Below are 20,143 nucleotides of genomic sequence, written 5' to 3'. Positions count from 1 at the left end.
CCGTGCCTACCGTGGCCGCAACTGGTTCATGGCTCAGGAGGGTTCATGTCCGCACTGCATCAGGCGCTCCTGCGGGATTTCCGGCGGATGTCCCGCAACCGCGGGCTCGAGTCCGGGGGAGTGGAGTGCCAAGCGGCGACCACCGCGGACGGGCTCAATCGGCAGTGGTTCGTCGGGTGGTTGATCGCGCGCGGTGCCACGGTGTACTACGACGCGATCGGTAACGAGTTCGGCCTCTTCGAGCTGTGTCCGGGCGCCCCGTACGTGATGGTCGGCTCGCATCTGGACTCCCAGCCCAGGGCCGGCCGGTTCGACGGCGCCTACGGCGTGCTTGCCGGGGCGACCGTGTGCCCGGAGCTGTACCGAGCGGCGCCGTCCGGGGAGACGGAACTGACGGACAACCTGTGCGTGGTGAACTGGTTAAACGAGGAGGGCTGCCGGTTCACGCCGTCCATGATGGGCAGCCTGGTCCACGCCACGTGGGGTGCGCGCAAGTACGAGTTCGAGGTGCTCGGCGAGCACTCCCACAAGGGCATCACCCACAACGAGTACGAGTTCACATCGGATCAGGACATGCTCGCCGGACTGGACATGCTCACGGCCACCCTGACAAGGGCGGCGCAGGGGGAACTGGACGGGTAGCGCGCCCGGCCGAGCGTCGTCGCCCGTGGACGTGCGGCGGGCGGCGACCCGGAGGCGTAGCGACGTCGTCGGGCCGCGGCCGCGGCGGCGCACCTAGAGTGGAGGACATCGTCGATCCGAGGAGGACCCCGTGACCGAAGCGCTGCCCCTGGACGGTGTGCTCGTGGCCGATTTCTCGCGCGTGCTCGCGGGGCCGCTGTGCACCATGACGCTCGCGGACCTCGGTGCCCGCGTGATCAAGGTCGAGCGCCCGGACACCGGTGACGACACGCGCGCGTGGGGTCCGCCCTATTCCGAGACCGGTGCCACGTACTTCGAGTCCGTGAACCGCAACAAGGAATCCGTGTGCCTGGACCTGCGGGACGAGGACGGGCGGGAACTCGCGCGCGAACTCGCCCTGCGCGCGGACGTGGTCGTGGAGAACTTCAAGCCCGGCGGGATGGCCAAGCTCGGCCTGGGCTACGAGGAGATCTCGCGCGAGAACCCCGGCGTGGTCTACGTGTCCGTGTCCGGTTTCGGCACCGCCGAGGGCGCCCACCTGGCCGGTTACGACTTCCTGGTCCAGGCCGTGGGTGGGCTCATGAGCATCACGGGCGCCGCGGGCGGCGAGCCCACCAAGGTGGGCGTGGCCCTGGTGGACGTCCTGACCGCCAAGGACGCCACGATCGGCGCGCTCGCGGCCCTCGAAGCGCGACACCGCACGGGCCGCGGCGCGCACATCGACGTCAGTCTGCTCTCGAGTCTGCAGGGTGCCCTCGTCAACCAGGGCCAGGCGTACCTGGGTGCCGGTAAGGTCCCCGAGCGCATGGGCAATGCCCACCCGTCCATCGTCCCCTACCAGTTGTTGCACTGCGCGGACGCGCCCCTCGCGGTGACCGTGGGCAACGACGGGCAGTTCCGCAGATTCACGGCCGTGCTGAGCATCCCCGACGTCGCGGACGACGAACGGTTCGCCACGAACTCGGCGCGCGTGGCCCACCGCGACGACCTCGTGCCGCTTCTGGAGGAGGCGCTGTCCGCCCGGACCGCCCGCGAGTGGCAGGAAGCGCTGACCGAGGAAGGGGTGCCTGCGGGCAAGGTCGCCGGGATCGGCGAGGGCGTCACGCTGGCCGAGGACCTCGGACTGGAACCCACGGTGGACGTCCAGGATCGGGAGGGCAGGACCGTGGGACGGCAGTTCCGTCATCCGGCCCGCTGGACCCCACCCCTGGAATCCCCCACGGTCGCCCCGCCGCAGCTCGGGCAGGACACGGAAACGATTGTGGCGTGGCTCCGTGAACCCCGTCACCGTACAGTGAGGACATGAGCCAACAGAACACCGTCAACGTCATGGACCTGGTGGGCTTCGACTCCCTGCTGAACGAGGAAGAGATCGCTCTGCGATCCACCGTGCGGGAGTTCGTGGACGCCACCATCCGCCCCAACATCGCCGAGTGGTACGAGAAAGCGGTCTTCCCCCTGGAGATCGTCCCGGAGATGGCCAAGCTGGGCCTGCTGGGTATGCACCTGAAGGGATACGGCTGCGCGGGCCGTTCCGCCGTGGAATACGGCCTGGCCGGCGCCGAGCTGGAAGCCGGGGATTCCGGTCTGCGCACGTTCGTGTCCGTGCAGGGCTCCCTGGCCATGAGCGCCATCTACAAGTGGGGCTCCGAGGAGCAGAAGCAGGAGTGGCTCCCGCGCATGGCCGCCGGTGAGGCCATCGGGTGCTTCGGGCTCACCGAGCCCACCGCGGGTTCCGACCCCGGTTCCATGAAGACGTTCGCGCGCCGCGACGGCGAGGACTGGGTCATCTCCGGCGCCAAGCGGTGGATCGGCCTGGCGACCGTGGCCAAGGTGGCCGTCATCTGGGCCCAGACGGACGAGGGCATACGCGGTTTCGTGGTGCCCACCGACACCCCGGGCTTCAAGGCCACGCCCATCCAGCCCAAGCTGTCCATGCGGGCCTCGATCCAGTGCGAGATCGAACTCACGGACGTGCGACTTCCCGCATCCGCTCTGCTACCCGAGGCCAAGGGGCTACGCGGCCCGTTCTCGTGTCTCAACGAAGCCCGGTACGGGATCATCTGGGGTGCCATGGGCGCCGCCCGCGACTCGTTCGAGGTGGCCCTGAAGTATTCCCAGGAGCGCATGCAGTTCGATCGCCCGCTGGCCGGGTACCAGCTCACGCAGCAGAAGCTCGCGGACATGGCACTCGAGATCGACAAGGGCTTCCTGCTCGCGCTGCAGATCGGCCGCCTCAAGGACGCCGGCACACTGCAGCACCACCAGATCTCAGTGGGCAAGCTCAACAACTGCCGCGAGGCCATCAAGATTGCCCGCGAGGCCCGCACGATCCTGGGCGGCAACGGCGTCACCCTCGACTACTCCCCGCTGCGCCACGCCAACAACCTGGAATCCGTGCGCACATACGAGGGCACGGATGAGGTGCACGTCCTCATCCTGGGCCAGCAGCTCACCGGGGAGGCGGCCTTCCGCTGATCCCGTGGGTGTTCAGCCCGCCCGACCCGCTCGCCCGTCCCACAGCCCCGTGGCGCGGGCGAGCAGGGGTGCTCCCAGCACGGGTTCCCGGTCCAACAGCGTGACCCGCAGTCCATGATCGCCCAGGCGTTCCCTGAGCTCCACGCCCACCGAGGTGGTTGCGAGCCCGCCTCCCATCACTACGGGGAGGGGCTCGCCCAGGTTCCTGGCCACGGTGATGATCAGCTCCGCGAGGTGCGCGGCGGCCGCCGAGACCAACTCGCGAGCGGCGTCGTCGTGCGGGGCCAGCTCGATCACCGTGCGGGCCAGACCGGCCCAGTGGGTGCGGTCGGGGCGGTCGTGGAACGCCGCGATCAGCTCGGTGGGCGTGTCGACCCCGGCGTGTCCCAACACGGCCCGAGCGAACCGGTCGTCCTCTGCGGGGGTCTCGTCGCTCGCTCCCCTGTGCTGCGCGTCCCGCAGCACATGGCGTACCGCTTCCCGGCCGAGCCAGTACCCGCTGCCCTCGTCGCCGAGCAGGTAGCCCCAGCCCCCGGCGCGGGTCCCGTGGCCGGAAGCGTTCACACCCCACGCCACGGAACCGGTTCCCGCGATCGCCGCGATGCCCTCGGTGTGTCCGCCCGCGGCGAGGATCAGGCGGGTGTCATGCACCGCGATCACGGGCGTCTCCGACGCCGGGCCAGCGCCCGCTGCGGCCTCAGCCACGGAGCGAATGAGCTGCGTCAGCGCAGCGGCGTCGTGCGGGGTGTCCACACCGCCGGCGCCGGCGAGAACCGTGGTGCCGGGTGGCGGTTCCAAGCGGGCGAAGATCTCCCGCAGTGACTGGGCGGCCCGCTCCCGGCTGACGTTCTGCACGTTCGCGCTGCCGGAACGAGCTTCGCGCACCGGGGAGTCCCCGCGGAACAGTACGCCGCGGGTGTGGGATCCGCCGATGTCCAGGCCCACGAGGAACCGGTTCACGGGTTTACGGGTTCCCCGGTCCTCAATGCCTCAGCCCTCGACGGTGACTTCACCCATCTCATCCCAGCCATTACCGTCGATCTGGCGGGAGATGATACGCGGGGTGCGGACGAGGTACGGCGGGAACTTCTCGGTCATGGCGGTGAAGTGCTCGGACTTCACGTGGGCCTCGGCGGCGTCGTCCTCGAAGGCCTCCACGAGCACGTACTCGTTGGGGTTGTCCAGGCTGCGGGACCAGTCGAACCACTTGTTGCCCGGCTCCTGGCGGGTCGCGGCAGTGAAGTCCGCGACGATCTCGGGCCAACGCTCGGCGTACTCGTCCTTGACCTCGAACTTGACCACGATGAAGATCATTGCACTGCTCCTGTCCTGGGGTGTGACACGTCCCGTGCCGGTTCCATGCCGTGCCCCAGTATAAGTCGGCGGCTCGCCGTCATGCGGCGTCACGGCGGCCGCGGGAGGAGCGACCCGTGGGCTAGTGTGCAGACATGAGTAGCGCACCTACCCATCTGCCCGTCACGCACGAGCAGCGTGTCACCGCTCGCCGCGCCGTGGTCGCGTCCTCGATCGGTAACGCGCTCGAGTGGTTCGACATCATCGTCTACTCGTCCCTCGCGGTCGTGATTTCCGCGCTGTTCTTCGAGTCGGATTCGATCGGACAGGTCACGGGCACCCTGCTGACGTTCGGTACGTTCGCGCTGTCGTACCTGATCCGCCCGCTCGGTGCCCTGGTGCTGGGCTCCTACGCGGACCGCCACGGTCGCCGCCCGGCCCTGACCATCACGATTGCCCTGATGATGCTCGGCACGCTCATCATGCTGCTCGCCCCCACGGCGGCGGTCATCGGCCCCGCGGCAGCGCTGCTCATCCTGCTCGCCCGCCTGATCCAGGGCTTCTCCGCCGGTGGCGAGTTCGGCACGGCCACCGCGTTCCTGATCGAGAACGCCCCAGACAAGCGCGCCTTCTACGGGTCGTGGCAAGTGGCGACCCAGGGCCTTGCGATCCTGATGGCCTCGGGTTTCGGGTTCGCGCTGCACACCCTGCTGAGCCACGACGCGCTGTACTCGTGGGGCTGGCGCATCCCCTACCTCTTCGGCCTGCTCATCGGCCCCGTGGGCCTCTACATCCGCTTGCGCATGGATGAGACCCCGGACTTCCGGGCGTTGCAGGACGAGCGTGCGCGAGCGGCGTCGTCGTCCTCGGAGAACACGGGTACGACGACGCCGCCCCGCCCGCCCCTCGGGCGCGGTCCCCTCGCGCAGACCATCGTCCACTCCGCCGGCCGGTGGCTCACGGCCGCAGGTGTGGTGGGCCTGGCGTCCATGTCCGTGTACACGATCCTGTTCATGCCCACGTACTCGATCCAGAACTTTGACCTGCCCTCGTGGGCCGCGTACCTGGGCGGTGTGGTGGCCGGCGCGGTGACCCTGGTGGGCTCCCCGTTCGTGGGGCACCTCGCGGACCGCGTGGGACCTGCCCGGGTCATGCTCGTGGCCTCCGCGGTGGGCATCGTGGTGGTGTACCCGCTGTTCCTGTGGTTGGTCGCGGCTCCGACGGTGGCCACCCTAACCGTGGTGCAAGCGGTGCTGGGCGTGATCATGGCCCTGTACTTCGGCCCCATGCCCGCGCTGCTCACCGACATGTTCCCCACGCAGATCCGCACCACGGGGATGTCCGTGGCCTACAACCTGGGCGTCACGGTGTTCGGGGGATTCGCACCCCTCGTGCTCGCGTGGCTCGTGAGCTCCACCGGCTCTCTGACCTCACCGAGCATCTACTACGCGGTGGTGGCGGCCCTATCCCTGGTGTGCCTGCTGATCGCGCGCAAGCGGTTCGCGGTGCGGTGATCCGGACCCACTGCAGCCCCTGCTTTATCTGAGTAGAAGCAGGATTCGGCGCCACGAAGCTGCTTTTGCTCCACTAATGCAGGGGTAGTGGGGCGGGAAGCGATGCGGGGGTGGTGGGGCGGAGTGCACGACAGGCGCCGTTGCCGGCGGTGGGGCGGGCAGACGAAAGGCCCCCGTCGTGTTCACGACGAGGGCCCTCCGGTCGAAAGGTGGCGGGTGCGGATCTCAGCCCAGCCCGTCCTTCAGATTCTTGCCGGCGTCTTTGATGTTCTCCACGGACTGCTTGGCGCCACCGGAAGCTTTCTCCCCGGCACCCTCAGCTTGCAGATCTGCGTTGTCCGTGGCGTCACCAAGCTTTTCCTTGGCGGAACCGGAAGCCTTCTCCGCAGCATTACTGATCTTGTCACCGAGTCCCATAGGCACTTCCTTCCGTGGAGCGAACAGGTCCTCATAATCTAGACCCGACATCCCGGCCGGGGGAAGACATGGCGCGGAACAATTTCCTGGGAGCACCCGCTTCAAAACCTCGGGAGTGGCGGGCCTGCCGGCCCGGGCGAGTCACCGGAACCGCGGTGTCTGCCGAACCAAAAACTCCGCCAGCCCGAGCGGCTCACTGGTAGGACACGAACCACGGCTTGGGCGTCAGCTCGAAGGTCTGCTTGGGGGTGAACGTGGGGGTGTCCTCGTCGTAGAAGTTCTTCCACGCCATGCGGATCCCCCGGGGCAGCTCGTGCTGCAGAGCGTCCCACGTGGACATCTTCAGATCCGGGGTGCCGTGTCCGTCCGCGTGCAGGAGGAACGCGAGCTCGGGGTGGTCCGTCGTGATGGCCTCACGGTTCTGGATCATGGGCATGGAGAACTGGTGCAGGATCAGGGTCTTCTGGGGCAGGCCGTTCTCGGTCGTGAGCCGGGCGAGCCACTGCGTGGTCTCGTTGATCTCCTGAGCGCTCACGGACCCGATCTGCTGCAGCGGGTACTGCCCGGGCCCCAGCCGCCACTCGGGGTCCAGGGCCAGGCCCACGTTGGGGCGCTTCAGCAGTTCCTCGTACCGCTTGGCCTGGGACAGGAAGTCCGAGCGGCCGGGTTGCAGGTCCAGGACCACGTAGATCCCGTGCTTCTGCGCGGCCTCGATGTACGGCATGAGGCGCTCCACGGGAGCCTCGCTGGAGAAGTCGCCGTCCGGTCCCGGGTCGGAGGAGGCGGTGGTCGCGATGATCTCGAACGCCGGGATCACTTTCTCCTGGCTGTAGGGCTCGTACTGCTTGGCCAGCTCGATCGCCCGCTCGGCGGATTCCTCCGGCCCCTGCTCACCCAGCGCGCCCAGCCCCGGGGTGCCCGGGTGTCCGTAGAGCGCCACGAACCGGCGCTCGGGGAACAGGGTGGTGCCCCCGCCGATCAGCTCTGGCGGCTGGGTGGGCGTGGGTGTCGCGCTGGGCTGTTCGGTCGCGGTGGACGACGTCGCTGCGGTACTGTTCGCGGTGTCGTCGCCCCCTGCGTCGCCGCCGGAACCGCAACCGGTGAGCAGCAGCATGGCGCAGAGGGCGGAAAAGGTGGCGGGGGCGGCGGAGCGCATGGTGCGTGACCTCGATCGGTAGGGGGAGCGCGGGGGAGTCGAGTGTGCTGGTTCCATGATACGTGTTCGCGGGCGTGAACACCCGGAATCCCGGGGCGGGCGGGGCCGTATGACGGTGCGCTCAGCCCAGTGCCACGCGCTGCAGCAAGTCCAACAAGGTGGCCCGTTCGTCCTCGCTCAGGGGTGCCAGTGTCCCGTCCGTGCAGTGGTCCACCGCGGCGCGCGCACGCCGGTAGAGCTCGCGGCCCTCGTCCGTGGGCTCGATCAACTTGGAGCGGCGATCATTGGGATCGGTGCGCCGCACCACGGCCCCGCGACGCTCGAGGGAATCCACGATCAGCACGATCTGGCTGGGGTCCAGGACCAGGTACCTGCTCAGCTCCCGCTGGGACGGGTGCAGGTCCGAACACACGAGGGACAGGGCCGAGTAGTGGCGCACCTTCAGGTCCAGTTCCCCCAGGGCCCGGTTGGCGGACGCGGAGCCCAGGGAACTCGCGCGGGCCATGAGGAACACCGGTTCGGATGCGAGATCACTCGCCCTCAGGTCCGGCGCCAGGCCAAGGGCGTCCTGCGGAAGGGGGGTGGTCATGTCGCTGCTCCTGGGTGTCGTGTCGTGTCGTGACGTGCTCCGTGCGGTGGGCGGGGGTGGGACCGTCCGCCGAAGGATCGTCGTGGATAATCTTAACCGTTGGCAATATCAATTAAATCGGTCCCATGAAAGAAACATGTGGTGACGCCCATCACCGCCGGAGCAGAACCCCAGAGGGAACATGTCATGACCGCCAAGACCGTTGTTCTGTTCGACGAGGTGGCCGAGCTCGCAGGGAAGGATTTGGGCTACTCCGAGCGGCGCGAGATCACCCAGGACCAGGTGAACCTGTTCGCGGACGCCACCGATGACCACCAGTGGATTCACGCCGATCCGGAGAAGGCCGCGGACGGTCCGTTCGGTGGGCCCATCGCACACGGGTTCCTGACCCTGTCGCTGCTGATCCCCATGTGGTCCGAGCTCTTCGACGTGTCCGACGTGAAGACCAAGGTCAGCTACGGCGTGGACAAGGTCCGTTTCACCTCACCGGCGAAGGTGGGCGCACGCATCCGGATGACCGTGACCATCGCGGAAGTCTCGGAGGTCAAGGGCAACGGCCTGCACCTCGTGGCGGATGCGACGATCGAGATCGAGGGGGAGGAGCGCCCCGCGGTGGTGGCGCGCTTCCTGAGCCGGTTCTACAAGTAGGGTTCAGGGCCCTCACTACATTCCTGCCCCGATAATGCACGCTACGACGCTGTGGCGTGCATTATCGGGGCACAGGTGTTCTCAGGGGTGGGTCCCAGGTCGTTCACTTCTCGGTTCTGTCCGCGATCCACTTCTGGAACACCGCGGAGTCCTGCTCGCCCAGTCCCGCGTCGATGAGCTGTTGCGCCGCGGCCGCGATGGGCCCGCCCAGCACCGACGTGGTTCCGGTGGCGCGGGCGGCATCCAGGTACGCGGAGACGTCCTTGTGCACGAAGGCCGCCTGCGCGGACACCGAGTAGTCGTGGCCCACGAGCTTGGGAGTCTTGTCCGCCAGGATGGTGGATCCCGCGTAGCCGCCCTGGAGCAGGTCCAGCAGTGTGGCCAGGTCCAGTCCGGCCCGTTCGGCCACGACGCTGGCCTCGGAGATCGCCACGATCTCCGCCGCGCAGATCAGCTGGTTGCACGCCTTCGCTACCTGCCCGGCCCCCAGCGGCCCCAGGCGGACGGGGCGACCGCACGAGGACAGGACGTCCGAGACCAGGCCGGCGGCGGCGTCGTCGCCGCCCACCATGACGGACAGGTCCCCGCGGATCGCCCCGGCCTCCCCGCCGCTTATGGGCGCGTCCACGAACTCGACACCCGAGGTGTCCCGGTGCCAGCGGGTGATGTCCACGGGAGAGACGGTGGAGCTGATCGCCAGGACCAGGCGGTCGTGGTCGGCGTCGCGCTCGCGGGCGCCCTCAGCGAGTTCTTCCAGCACGCCGTCGATTTCCGGGGCGCCGGGCACCAACAGGATCACGATGTCGCACTGGCGCGCCATGTGCCGCGGCGTGTCCACCGCGCGGGCCCCCGGGGCCTTGTGGAGGCTGCGATGCAGAACCACCACGTCGTGCCCGGCGCTGATGATGTGCCCGGCCATGGGCTTGCCCATGGATCCGAGACCGATGATTCCCACGGTGTGCGGTGACGGGCTCATGCTGCGGCTCCTCGCGACGGTGACGGTTGGTCCCATCATGCCCCGAATGCTGGCGCCGGCGTCCAGGGGTGGGGGCGAATTACCTCGAACAGAAATACCGAAATGAGGATGGGCGTCGTACTGCCGGGAAAATTCTATGCAATCTTTGATTTGGTGGAACTGGGTGGCAGTGGGTTATCGCCATGGGAGGTGCCGAGGGTGCATCCAGCCCTTATGGGTGGGATATTTATGACTGCATTACGTGCATTACGTGCATTGCGGGGCCGCGCCCCAATATCCGGCGTCTCGAGCGCTTGGTCATCGGCGCCGGCGTGGATCATCCGGGTCGGATGGCCGGTTGGAGCCGCCGAACAGTGCGGATTTAAAGACACTTCCGAAAAAGTAAATGAGGCCAGCAGCCAGAAGGATAAGCAATATCGAACCGATAAGAATGGCCAGGTGATCCATTATTCACTTCTCGCGCCTCGTGAAGTCCATTGTCATGTGTATTGATGGGGATTCAGTCTAGCAGGATCACCCTCATGAAAATAGTACGGTACTTCATTCGTATTTCTTCTTCGACGCGGACGGGGAATGTCGGCCATTGATTGGGTTATGCACGGGGGTAGGTCATGGAGCCTCCCGCAGTCATGCTCACCACCCGCACCACGGGGTGGCGCTCGAGCTGACCGACGGCACGCTGTTCACGACCCAGGGCACGGAGGATGAACGGCACACCGTGCGCGTGCTTGGCAAGGACGGCGCCGTCAAGGCCGAGACGACGGACTGCCCGGGCGTGCACGGTGAGGCGGCGGCCGCGCCGGGAGCGAGCACCGACACCGTGATGGCGGGTTGCGAGAACGGGCCCGTGATCTATCGGGACGGGACGTTCCACAAGGTGGCCGTGGCGGACGCCTACGCGCGCTCGGGCAACCTCGCAGGTTCGGAGAGGTCGCCGATCGTGCTGGGCGACTACAAGGTGGACGAGGATGCCGAGCAGGAGCGCCCCACGTGTGTGGCCCTCTTCGACACCCGGGACGGGTCGCACCGGCTGGTGGACTTGGGCTCGTCCTACTGGTTCCGTTCGCTGGCCCGCGGGCCGGAGGGTGAGGCTTTGGTGCTCACGTACGACGGCAAGCTCAACGTGATCGACGTGGAGTCCGGAAAGGTGGTCCGGAAGACCGACGTGATCCAGCCGTGGGAGGAGAAGGCGGACTGGCAGGAGGCGGGCCCCGCGATCAAGGTGGCCGGCTCGAGCGCCTACGTGACCGACGCGCAGAACAAGAAACTGCACGTGGTGGATCTGACCAAGGGTGAAGTGGCCAAGACCATCGACCTGCCGCAGACGTCGGTGGAACTCGCGGTGGTGACGGGCAAACCGGAGGCTCCGGCGCGGGAGGAGAAGGCGCACGGACACGTTCCCCACAAGGGTCACGACCATGCCCACGACGACGCCGCTCCCTCAGCGGGTGCCCCTGCGGACGCCGGAGGTCACGGCGGGCCCGGGCGCTGACGGTCCCGAATGATGTGCTCCTCGATCACTGGAACAGATCGGGCAGTGGCCCCGTGGACGCCATCACGCGTCCACGGGGCCACTGCATTGTCAGGTCGTCTCGGTCAGGTTCAGTCCGCTACCGACGTGAACGCACCGTGCGGGTGCGCCAGTTCGTCATCCGACGGAACCGGTCCGATGGCGTCCCACAGTTCGACCCACGCGCCGTCCTCGATGCGCCACAGTTCGCAGAAGAAGTGGCGGTCACCGGCGATGGATCCTTCCGAGAACGTCAGGACGAAGTTCCCGTCAGCCACCGTGCGGTGCAATGTGTCGTAGGTCAGTGCAGAACCGTCCTCCTTGAGGTGTTTCAAGAAGTCGACCATGTTCTGCACACCGTCGGCGATGTCACCCGAGTGCTGCGTGAACCGCCCGTCCGAACGCGTGAAATCGCCCGCGGCGTCGTAGTCCTGGCCCTGTAAGAACGTAGCCCAGGCCCGCTTGACGAACTCCCTGTTGGCCTCGGTGTCGGCGGATGTGTCCACCTCCGTGGGGCCGTCCAGCTGGGTGTGGCCCGACTCGTTGGGTGGTGTCTGATCCACCAGGCCGTCCCAGTGCTCCACGATCTTGCCGTCGGCCACGCGGTAGATGTCGAACCCCACGAACACGGTGTCCGGATCCAACCCGGGATAGGCACCGTGCAGCGCGACCAAACCGGCCTTTTCGTCCACGACTACGCGCGCGACGTCGTGCCTCAGACCCTCGCCCGCGTCGGTGACCAGCTCCCGCAGGCCTTCCTTACCGTTGGCCACGAGCGGCGAATGCTCCACGTAGTCCTCGGCGAAATTGCGGTCCAGGGTGCTCAGGTCGTGTTCGGTGAACAGCTCGCGGTCAGCGGTGAGCACGAGTTCTCGAATGTCGGTCATGATGCGCTCCTTCCCTCGTTCGTTCCCGCCGTCAGTCCAACGAGCTCATCACGTGCTTGACGCGGGTGTACTCCTCCACGGCGTACTTGGAGAGGTCCTTGCCGTAGCCGGAGTGCTTGAAGCCGCCGTGGGGCATCTCGGCGACCAACGGGATGTGGGTGTTGATCCATACGCAGCCGTAGTCCAGATCGCGGGACATCCGCAACGCGCGGCCGTGATCCTTGGTCCACACGGACGACGCCAATCCGTATTCCACCCCGTTCGCCATCTCCACGGCCTGCTCCTCCGTGGAGAAGGTCTGGACGGTGATGACGGGACCGAAGATCTCATTCTGAATGGCCTCGTCCTCCTGCTCGAGATCCGCCACGATGGTCGGCTCGAAGAAGAAGCCGGGCCCGTCCGCCTGCTTGCCACCCGTGGTCACGGTGGCGTGCTCCGGCAAACGATCGATGAACCCGGACACCTGTTCGAGCTGCTTGGCGTTGTTGAGCGGGCCGTAGAGGATGTCCTCCTTGTCCGGGGTGCCGAATGCCGTGTCCTTCGCGGCTTGGGTGATCTTCTCCAGGAACTCGTCACGGACCGATCCCTCCACGAGGATGCGGGTGGAGGCGGTGCAGTCCTGGCCGGCGTTGAAGAAACCGGCTTCTGCGAGCGTGGAGGCGGCGGAGTCCAGGTCCGCGTCCCCGAACACCACGCAGGGCGCCTTTCCGCCCAGTTCCAAGTGAGCGCGCGTGAGGTTCTTCGCTGCGGATGCGGCGACAGCCAGACCGGCTCGGATCGAGCCGGTGATGGAGACGAGTCCCGCCGTGCGGTGTGACACGACCGTTTCCCCGGTCTTGGCATCGCCCAGGACGATGTTGAAGGTGCCTTCAGGAAGGAACTCCGAGGCGATTTCAGCGAACAGCAGTGTCGACTCCGGAGTCGTGTCCGATGGTTTCAACACGATGGTGTTGCCTGCGGCCAGGGCTGGCCCCACTTTCCAGACGGCCATCATGAGGGGATAGTTCCACGGCGTCACCTGGCCCACCACGCCGATCGGTTCCCGGCGGATCACGGAGTTGAGACCCTCCATGTATTCGCCACTCGCGAGGCCCTCCATCAAGCGGGCTGCGCCGGCGAAGAAGCGGATCTGGTCCGCGGAGACATCGACTTCCTCGGACTGGATCAGGTACTTGGGTTGGCCCGTGTTGCGAGATTGCGCGTCCACGAGTTCGGACCCCCGTGCTTCGAGGGCGTCGGCGATGCGCAGCATGGCGAGTTGTCGCGCACCGGGGGTCATGCGCCCCCATGTCTTCGATGCTTTAGCGGCTGCCTCGTACGCGGCATTCACATCTTGCTCGTTCGAGTTGGGAGACTGTTCCGTCACCTCACCGGTAGCCGGGTTGACCAGGTCGAAGGATTCCTCGGATGCGGATTCCACATAGGTGTTGTTGATGAAGTTCTTGAGCATGAGTGCTCAACCCCCGTTCTCAACTGCCTCTGCGTCTTTCGCAGAGGCTTCGGGGCTCACGTCCTTGTGAAGCCCCACTCCCACCGTACCGACCGAGGTATGAGATTGCTCACAAAGAGCCGGGGGTTCCCGTGTGCGCGACGAAACCAGCACAGGGACGGTTTGGTGATGGTTCAGGACCCGGGTGATCCCTTGACCCCACTGGGGGCAGGCGGGGGCGACATCGTCGTCCCCGAGTACCGTGGACCCCATGAACGCCCCAGCCAACGAACCCGGTAGCGCCCGTCTGGATGTGTGGTTGTGGTCGGTCCGGTTGTTCAAGACCCGCTCGGCCGCCACGACCGCGTGCCGCGCGGGACACGTGCGGCTCAACGGCGCCCCCGTGAAGGCCGCCCAGCCGGTGCGGGTGGGGGATCGGGTGAGTGTGCGCCGCCCGGGGTGGCAGCAGGAGTTCCAGGTCACCAAGCTCATCGTCAAGCGTGTGGGCGCCCCCGCGGCGGCCCAGTGCTACATCGACCACTCCCCGCCGCGGCCCGCGGAACTCAGCGTGCCGGTGGCCCGCAGGGACCGTGGGGCGGGGCGGCCCACCAAGAAGGACCGCCGCGAGCTCGAAAGGCTCAGGGGCCTGCGTTAGTCCTTGTGCGCCGTCGTACCCGCGGCCACCTGAGGGGGGCCGGGATCCACCCAGCCCCGGAACCCACCGTGGGTCAGCAGGGTGCGGGTGCGGGGATCGATCAGCGCCAGGTAGAGCGTGAAGGCCACCGTGATCACGAACGCCACCTGGGACACGCTCACGCTGAGGTCGATGAACGGCCACACGGACAGCTGGTCCTGGGCACCGAAGACCACGAAGAACGTGATCACGATGTACAGGATGCGGATCTGCCAGTTGTCCTTGATGCCAGTCGCGGCCAGCAGGGGGATGAGCCACAGGATGTACCAGGGCTGGATGATGGGGGACAGCAGCACCACGGCGGAGAACGCGAGGGCCATCCGCCGCACGATCCTGCGGTCCCCGCCCACGAACATCAGCACGAGGACCAGGGCGATGGCCGCGTACTGCAGCACCTGACGGAACACCGATGCGAGGGCGTCCCCCGGTTGGCCGAAGAAGTTTCCCACGCGCTCCACCTGTTGTCCCAGGAACCCGGACGGCGAGTACCCCGTGTACCCCGGGGTGGGGTCCAACAGGGCCCAGGCCCAGCCCAGACCGAGGTTATCCGCGTAACCGCTCACCGCGAGGATCCCGAAACTGAGGAGCGCGGTAGCCGCCCAGATGACGAACCGCCGCGGCCACGAGGCACCCTTGCCCGCCCAGAGCAGACCGATGAACGGCAGCAGCAGGATGGTGATGGGTTTGATCCCGATGGATCCCGTGACCAGAAGTATGCCCATCAGGGGATATTTCGTGGCCGCGGCGTATACGCCGGCCACGGCGAGGCCCACCATGAGTGCGTCGTTGTGGGCGCTGGCCACGAAGCTGATGAGGAACAGCGGGTTGGCCACGGCGATCCAGAGAGCCCGGGCCCCGTTGATCCCGTGCAGGCGCGCGAGCTTGGGCACGTAGATCATGCACAGCACCACTCCCACGTACGCCACCGCCCGGAACAGCATCACGGAGGCGTCCGGCTGGGCGTTGGTCAACCGGACGACCCCGGCGGCGATCCACAGGAAGTAGGGGCCGTACGGGGTGCGGGCCTCCGCCCATTCCGGATCCGCGCCCAGCATGAACCAGTTGTCGAGCGAGGAGATCCCCTCCACGTACGGGTCCTTGCCGGCCAGCATCAACCGGCCCTGACCGATGTACGCGTACACGTCCCGCGAGTAGATGGGAACGGCGAGGAACAGGGGCAGGGACCATGCGATCACGGCGATCATCACGGTGCGCAACGACCCGTGCGGCCATCCCCGCAAGCGTTGACCGAGGCGCAACCACGACCGGATGAGCAGCATGGCGCCCACGGTGAGCAGCACGGTGCACCCGTACACGCCCCACACGTTCACGCGCAGTTCGATGACCAGGGGGTGCCGGACCATGGGGGAGCCGTTGGCGATCCACCCGGTCCCCACGGAACCCACGAGCATCATGAGCGAACCAATGACGCCCTGGATGATCGCCATGTGGGCGCGCGAATCATTCTTGGCGGTGGAACCGGTGTGCGCGGGAGAGGGGCGAGAACCGGTCGCGGTCATGGATTCCAGCCCCCTCAGCCAACCAGTGGTGGGCGAGCCGAGGTGTCCAGCGGCTCCGACCCCTGACTTTACAGGACGGTTTGCACTCGAACAGTGCGCGTTCTGGGGGTTCCCTGGGGGCGGGGTGAGCGCATCATGGCGCCGTATGCGGTCCCCGGAGTGGTTCCCCATAGAATCGGAACCGGTATGTCCGAGGCGCCGGGACCCTCGGGCGCCGCACGCCCCCGAACAGGACCAGTGCACACCCCCGGACCAGAACAGAATCCCGCGCGCATTCGGACAAGGACCTCATCCGTGCCCACAGAGAGATATTTCACGGCCGCCACCCGGGCACGGGACGCCGTGCTCCCCCGCGCCGCGCAGGATCGTCTGATGACACCGGGCGCGCTGCTCGTGGGGTTCCTGCTGGTGCACGTGGGCTTCCTGATTTTTGCCCTGATCGTCTCGCTGCAGGGCAATGCCTTCAGCGACACCAACATCTACCGCGCGTGGGCGGAAGCGGGTTTCGACGACCGCAACATCGCGTACGGTCCCAGCCCCTGGGTGTACCCCGTGCTCGCGCAGATCCCCATGGGACTCGCGGGCATCGCGGGCCCGGGCCCGTACTTCTTCCTGTGGGTGCTCATCATCGCGGTGCTCAACGCCGTGGCCATGGGCAAGCTGACCGACTGGGGTCGTAACCGCGCCGCCCTGCCCGCTGGTTGGTGGTGGCTCGTGTTCATCCTGCTCATGGGCTGGCTGGGCTTTGCGCGCGTGGACGGTCTCACGGCCCCGCTCGTGCTGCTGGGCCTGGTCTACGGGGTGTCCCGCCCGTTCGTGGCCTCCGCGATCCTCAGCCTGGCCACGTGGATCAAGGTCTGGCCGGCCGCCGTCGTGATCGCCCTGTTGACCGCCGCACGACGCCGCGGCGCCGTGTTGCTCGCCGGGATCCTGGTCACGCTGTTCGCCGCGGCGGCCGCGTTCGTGTCCGGATCACCGCGCCAGATCGCGGACTTCATGACCCAGCAGGGCGACCGTGGCATGCAGCTCGAGGCCACGTTCAGCACCCCGTGGCTGTGGCTCTCGGTGCTGGGCGTGGGTGATTCCCGCATGTACATGAACACGGACATCAACTCGATGCAGGTCAGCGGCCCCGGCTCGGACGTGATGTCCCGGCTCATGCAGCCGCTGTTCGTGGTGGCCGCCGTGGTGGTCGTGGTGCTGATCGCCCGCGGGCTGCGTCGCGGCGTGCACGCCGGTGCCCTGGACCGCACGGCCCTGTTCCTCGCGGGTTCGCTGACCATGGTCACGGCCTTCATCGTGTTCAACAAGGTGGGCTCGCCCCAGTTCATGGTGTGGCTGGGCCCCGTGATCGCGGTGGGCCTGGTGCACAACTGGAAGGTGTGGCGCACCCCGGCGTTCCTCGCGGTGTTGATCGCGATCGCCACGTTCTTCGTCTACCCGCTCTTCTACACCGCGCTGAGCCACAACAACCCCGTCATGGCCGGCGTGCTGACCCTGCGCAACCTGCTGCTCGTGGTCCTGCTGTGGTGGTCCGCGCGCGGGCTGTACCGGCTGGGGTCCACCGGGCCCGCCAATTCCGCCGCGAAGGGAGGCCCGGTTGCCGGCCCGCACGCCTGATGACGACGCGGCTCCCGCCCCCTGGGACGCCCACCGCACCTCGGTGCCGCGCACGGGTGCCCCCGCGGCGCCCACTGGCGGAGCCACGGCGCACCCCGAGGCTGCCTCTGCCGACGACGCCGCTCACTCGGTGACGGGCGCGCGGCCCGGGCCGCAGCGCCGTCGTCCGCAGGAGTGGCTGAACCGCCCCGCCGCCGTGTGGGTGGGCTTCGCGGTGGTGCACGTGTACTTCCTGTGCTGGATGGCCACGTTCTTCCTGCACGGGTGGGCGTTCAGTGACACCGAGCAGTATCGCGAATGGGCGATGGCCGGGTACAACGCGCCCGACCAGGGTCCCGTCAGCCCGTGGGTCTACCCCGTGCTCGCACAGGTGCCCATCATGTTCCCGAGGATCGCGGGCTACGACCTCTACCTTCTGGCGTGGACGCTCATGATCACTGCGTTGAACGCCGTGGCCATGTGGTTCCTCCTCCACCGCGCCCCGCGCAGCGGTGTGCTGGCCGGGTGGTGGTGGGTCGTCTTCACCGTGTTCCTGGGGTACCTCAGCTTCGCGCGTGTGGAGGGTGTGGCGGCGCCGATCGTGTTCATCGGCCTGCTCTACGCCGTGCGCCATCCGGTGGTGGGATCGGCGCTGCTGAGCATCGCCACGTGGATCAAGGTGTGGCCGGCCGCGGTGCTGCTGGCCATGGTCATCGCGCTCAAACAGCGCGTGCGCATCATCACGGCGGGCGTGGTGGTCACGCTGTTCGTGGTGCTGGGCGTGCTGGTGCTCGGCGGGATCGAGCGGATCGCGGACTTCCTGCTCAACCAAGGCTCCCGCGGGATGCAGCTCGAGGCCACGTTCTCCACGCCGTGGGTGTGGGCCGCTGTCCTGGGGCTCGCCGACTCCCGGATCGCGGACAACACCGCGATCAACTCCACCGAGGTCTACGGTCCCGGTGTGGAGGTCATGGCTTCCCTCATGCAGCCGCTGCTGCTCATGGCCGTTCTCATTGCCGCGGTGCTGCTCATCCGGGCACTGCGGCGCGGTGCGGACAGGGCGCGCCTGGTTCACGCCGGATCCTTGCTGCTGACCATCGTGCTGATCGTGTTCAACAAGGTGGGCTCCCCGCAGTTCATGATCTGGCTGGCCCCGGTGATCATGGTGGGTCTGCTGCACGATCGCGTCCGGTGGCGCATCCCGGCCTTACTGACCCTGGGCATCGCGGCGACCACGTTCGTGATCTACCCGCTGTTCTACACGCCGCTGATCCACGCGAACCCGGTCATGGCCGGGGTGCTGACCCTGCGTAACGTGCTGCTCGTGATCCTCCTGGGTTGGACCGTGCGGCGGATCTGGCAGCTGGGTGCGCCCGCGGCGGCCGGGGCCCGGCCCGGTGCCACTGTGTTGAATGCGGAGGAGCCAAGCGCCGAAGATAAGAAGTCATCCCCGCGACGATAGCCACACGCCGGAGAAGCTCCCCGTGGCGGTCGTTGAGCGTTAGGAGTCGTCCCCGCGCCTCGTGAGCCGGTTCTTGGCGTACCCCCACAGCGAGGGCGCCTCCTCGGGCTGCCGGGCCTCCGCATTGCGCAACCGGTCCTCCCGCTTGTCGCGGTGGCGTTGCATGTGGTCCTCGTAGCGCTTCTGGTTGAGCCGTTGCTGTTCCTGCTCCGCGGCCTCCCCCTGCGGATCCGTCTCATAGACGTCCCGCGGGTCGGTGCGCTGCGCATCACGTACCACCCGGGGGGCGGTGGCGTGCGTGTCCGCCCGTTCGGCCTCGACCACGCGCGGGAGCCTCCGCCGGATCGCCTCGCGCTCCGCCCGCTCCGCCAACCGTCGCTGCGACGCACTCATCCGGCGGGGCTCGGTATACCGGTCGCGGATCTTCTCGATCACGGGCAGCTCGTCGGTGGTCTCGTACGGCTCCTCCGGGTCGTCGACCTCGTACGACGACGGCGCCGCTCGCTCCCGTACGTGCGGCGCCGCGGCGTCGTCGTCCGTGACGTAGGAGACCCGGGTGACGGGGTGGTGTGCGGTGTCCTGGTCCCGCAGCGGGGTGACACGCGGGACGGAACCGGTGTCGACTTCCCGCGGCGCCTGCCACGGCGTGTCCGCGAAGACGCGGTGGCTGCGCCAACCCCGGAAGAGTTTCCAGCCGAGGTAGAGCACGCCCAGCAGCAGGACGGCGGCGGGTTCGGCGTATCCCGTGGAGTAGTAGATTGAGGCCGCGATGAGCGCCACGATCCCCGTCCCCAGGGGCGCGAGGGCCGCTGGCGACTGAATGGGCAGTAAACCCAGGAGATCACGGGTGTAGCGGTTGTCGTGACGACAACCGTGCACCGTGTGGGCCCGGATCTTCACGCCCGGGGGAGTGTGCTCCGAGAGTCGGTGCGTGGTGACCGGGGGATCCTCCGGGTCCTCGGGCTCGAGCACCACGGTGCGGGCGCGCCCGGCGGCCAACGCCGCCCTATTGGTCGCCAGAAAGCCGGCGACCAGTAGATACACGCCCATGGTCAGAAGCACGTAGGGCAGCATTACCGCCACGACCAGGGCGATCACACGCCAGACCCAGGCCACGTCCCCGGCCGGGAAGTTCTCGAAACGGAAGGGTCCGTGGGTTACCCACAGGAGAAGCGCCCCGAGGATCACGGCTCCCACCCCGTTGCGCACGGCGTGCACTCGCAACCGCGGCCAACCGCGGGCCGACCGCGCGGCCCGGCGCTGTTCGCGTGTGCGCATGAGGACTCCTGTGATCCCGGGGAAAAGGGTGCTCCCAGGGTATGTGGTGCG

The 20,143-nt window shown here is 67.6% G+C and carries 20 protein-coding genes; 10 read left to right on the top strand and 10 right to left on the bottom strand.

Translation table 11 applies throughout. The annotated features are described in order from the left end of the window. Nucleotides 1–45 precede the first annotated feature (45 nt). The 3 genes from Q9R22_RS02220 (at nt 46) to Q9R22_RS02210 (ending at nt 3,120) form a co-directional block, all read left to right on the top strand. Nucleotides 46–642, top strand: coding sequence for a hypothetical protein (locus Q9R22_RS02220; protein ID WP_311253992.1), 597 nt, complete (start codon nt 46–48; stop codon nt 640–642). 130 nt (nt 643–772) lie between these two features. Then, the gene (locus Q9R22_RS02215; RefSeq protein WP_311253991.1) at nt 773–1,948 is read left to right on the top strand and encodes a CoA transferase; all 1,176 of its coding nucleotides are present in this window, start codon (nt 773–775) and stop codon (nt 1,946–1,948) included. Then, nucleotides 1,945–3,120, top strand: a complete 1,176-nt coding sequence (locus Q9R22_RS02210; protein ID WP_311253990.1) for an acyl-CoA dehydrogenase family protein — start codon at nt 1,945–1,947, stop codon at nt 3,118–3,120. Before Q9R22_RS02215 ends, Q9R22_RS02210 begins: the two co-directional genes overlap by 4 nt. A gap of 12 nt (nt 3,121–3,132) precedes the next feature. On the opposite strand, the gene Q9R22_RS02205 is transcribed toward Q9R22_RS02210, so the two are convergent. Both Q9R22_RS02205 and Q9R22_RS02200 read right to left on the bottom strand, forming a co-directional pair. Then, nucleotides 3,133–4,080 (bottom strand): N-acetylglucosamine kinase, encoded by a 948-nt coding sequence (locus tag Q9R22_RS02205; protein ID WP_242670546.1) that lies wholly within the window; start codon nt 4,078–4,080, stop codon nt 3,133–3,135. A 30-nt stretch (nt 4,081–4,110) separates the two neighbouring features. After that, nucleotides 4,111–4,434 (bottom strand): putative quinol monooxygenase, encoded by a 324-nt coding sequence (locus Q9R22_RS02200; RefSeq protein ID WP_311253989.1) that lies wholly within the window; start codon nt 4,432–4,434, stop codon nt 4,111–4,113. Between the two features lie 134 nt (nt 4,435–4,568). Between Q9R22_RS02200 and Q9R22_RS02195 the strand changes: the two genes are divergently transcribed. Next, on the top strand, nt 4,569–5,927 hold the full coding sequence (locus tag Q9R22_RS02195; protein ID WP_131332106.1) for an MFS transporter: 1,359 nt from the start codon (nt 4,569–4,571) through the stop codon (nt 5,925–5,927). 225 nt (nt 5,928–6,152) lie between these two features. Here the strand turns inward: Q9R22_RS02195 and Q9R22_RS02190 are convergent, their stop codons facing one another. From Q9R22_RS02190 to Q9R22_RS02180, 3 genes are all read right to left on the bottom strand, one after another. Next, the gene (locus Q9R22_RS02190; protein WP_035965533.1) at nt 6,153–6,344 is read right to left on the bottom strand and encodes a CsbD family protein; all 192 of its coding nucleotides are present in this window, start codon (nt 6,342–6,344) and stop codon (nt 6,153–6,155) included. Nucleotides 6,345–6,537: 193 nt separating this feature from the next. Then, nucleotides 6,538–7,500, bottom strand: coding sequence for a hypothetical protein (locus Q9R22_RS02185; protein WP_131332107.1), 963 nt, complete (start codon nt 7,498–7,500; stop codon nt 6,538–6,540). 121 nt (nt 7,501–7,621) lie between these two features. After that, on the bottom strand, nt 7,622–8,089 hold the full coding sequence (locus Q9R22_RS02180; RefSeq protein WP_131332108.1) for a MarR family winged helix-turn-helix transcriptional regulator: 468 nt from the start codon (nt 8,087–8,089) through the stop codon (nt 7,622–7,624). Nucleotides 8,090–8,275: 186 nt separating this feature from the next. Between Q9R22_RS02180 and Q9R22_RS02175 the strand changes: the two genes are divergently transcribed. Beyond that, entirely contained in the window at nt 8,276–8,737 is a 462-nt protein-coding gene (locus tag Q9R22_RS02175; RefSeq protein ID WP_131332109.1) for a MaoC family dehydratase, read from the top strand. 103 nt (nt 8,738–8,840) lie between these two features. Here the strand turns inward: Q9R22_RS02175 and Q9R22_RS02170 are convergent, their stop codons facing one another. After that, nucleotides 8,841–9,713, bottom strand: a complete 873-nt coding sequence (locus tag Q9R22_RS02170) for an NAD(P)-dependent oxidoreductase (RefSeq protein WP_131332110.1) — start codon at nt 9,711–9,713, stop codon at nt 8,841–8,843. 108 nt (nt 9,714–9,821) lie between these two features. Here Q9R22_RS02170 and Q9R22_RS02165 point away from each other — a divergent pair, with 108 nt between their 5' ends. Next, the gene (locus tag Q9R22_RS02165; protein WP_131332111.1) at nt 9,822–10,205 is read left to right on the top strand and encodes a hypothetical protein; all 384 of its coding nucleotides are present in this window, start codon (nt 9,822–9,824) and stop codon (nt 10,203–10,205) included. Nucleotides 10,206–10,365: 160 nt separating this feature from the next. Next, nucleotides 10,366–11,205: a hypothetical protein gene (locus Q9R22_RS02160; protein WP_242670547.1), complete on the top strand. Its 840-nt coding sequence runs from the start codon at nt 10,366–10,368 to the stop codon at nt 11,203–11,205. Between the two features lie 110 nt (nt 11,206–11,315). Here Q9R22_RS02160 and Q9R22_RS02155 read toward each other — a convergent pair whose 3' ends face one another. Both Q9R22_RS02155 and Q9R22_RS02150 read right to left on the bottom strand, forming a co-directional pair. Further along, nucleotides 11,316–12,110 carry a nuclear transport factor 2 family protein gene (locus tag Q9R22_RS02155; RefSeq protein WP_064846409.1) on the bottom strand — a complete coding sequence of 265 codons (795 nt, stop codon included), beginning with the start codon at nt 12,108–12,110 and terminating at the stop codon, nt 11,316–11,318. A 31-nt stretch (nt 12,111–12,141) separates the two neighbouring features. Then, entirely contained in the window at nt 12,142–13,560 is a 1,419-nt protein-coding gene (locus Q9R22_RS02150; protein WP_131332112.1) for a gamma-aminobutyraldehyde dehydrogenase, read from the bottom strand. A gap of 250 nt (nt 13,561–13,810) precedes the next feature. Here Q9R22_RS02150 and Q9R22_RS02145 point away from each other — a divergent pair, with 250 nt between their 5' ends. Continuing rightward, nucleotides 13,811–14,194: an RNA-binding S4 domain-containing protein gene (locus Q9R22_RS02145; protein ID WP_068466774.1), complete on the top strand. Its 384-nt coding sequence runs from the start codon at nt 13,811–13,813 to the stop codon at nt 14,192–14,194. Here the strand turns inward: Q9R22_RS02145 and mptB are convergent. Next, a complete protein-coding gene (mptB, locus tag Q9R22_RS02140) occupies nt 14,191–15,753 on the bottom strand; it encodes a polyprenol phosphomannose-dependent alpha 1,6 mannosyltransferase MptB (RefSeq protein WP_131332113.1) in 1,563 nt (520 codons plus the stop codon). The genes Q9R22_RS02145 and mptB overlap by 4 nt on opposite strands. A 294-nt stretch (nt 15,754–16,047) precedes the next feature. Here mptB and Q9R22_RS02135 point away from each other — a divergent pair, with 294 nt between their 5' ends. Next, nucleotides 16,048–17,373 carry a glycosyltransferase family 87 protein gene (locus Q9R22_RS02135; protein ID WP_242670548.1) on the top strand — a complete coding sequence of 442 codons (1,326 nt, stop codon included), beginning with the start codon at nt 16,048–16,050 and terminating at the stop codon, nt 17,371–17,373. A 130-nt stretch (nt 17,374–17,503) separates the two neighbouring features. Continuing rightward, nucleotides 17,504–18,814 (top strand): glycosyltransferase 87 family protein, encoded by a 1,311-nt coding sequence (locus Q9R22_RS02130; protein ID WP_131333835.1) that lies wholly within the window; start codon nt 17,504–17,506, stop codon nt 18,812–18,814. 39 nt (nt 18,815–18,853) lie between these two features. Here Q9R22_RS02130 and Q9R22_RS02125 read toward each other — a convergent pair whose 3' ends face one another. Then, the gene (locus tag Q9R22_RS02125; protein WP_131332115.1) at nt 18,854–20,092 is read right to left on the bottom strand and encodes a tripartite tricarboxylate transporter TctB family protein; all 1,239 of its coding nucleotides are present in this window, start codon (nt 20,090–20,092) and stop codon (nt 18,854–18,856) included. Nucleotides 20,093–20,143 lie beyond the last annotated feature (51 nt).

It is taken from the genome of Kocuria sp. PD6, assembly GCF_031844145.1.
In the GTDB taxonomy this organism is placed as follows: domain Bacteria; phylum Actinomycetota; class Actinomycetes; order Actinomycetales; family Micrococcaceae; genus Kocuria; species Kocuria marina.
This window is presented reverse-complemented; position numbering and strand designations above follow the sequence as displayed.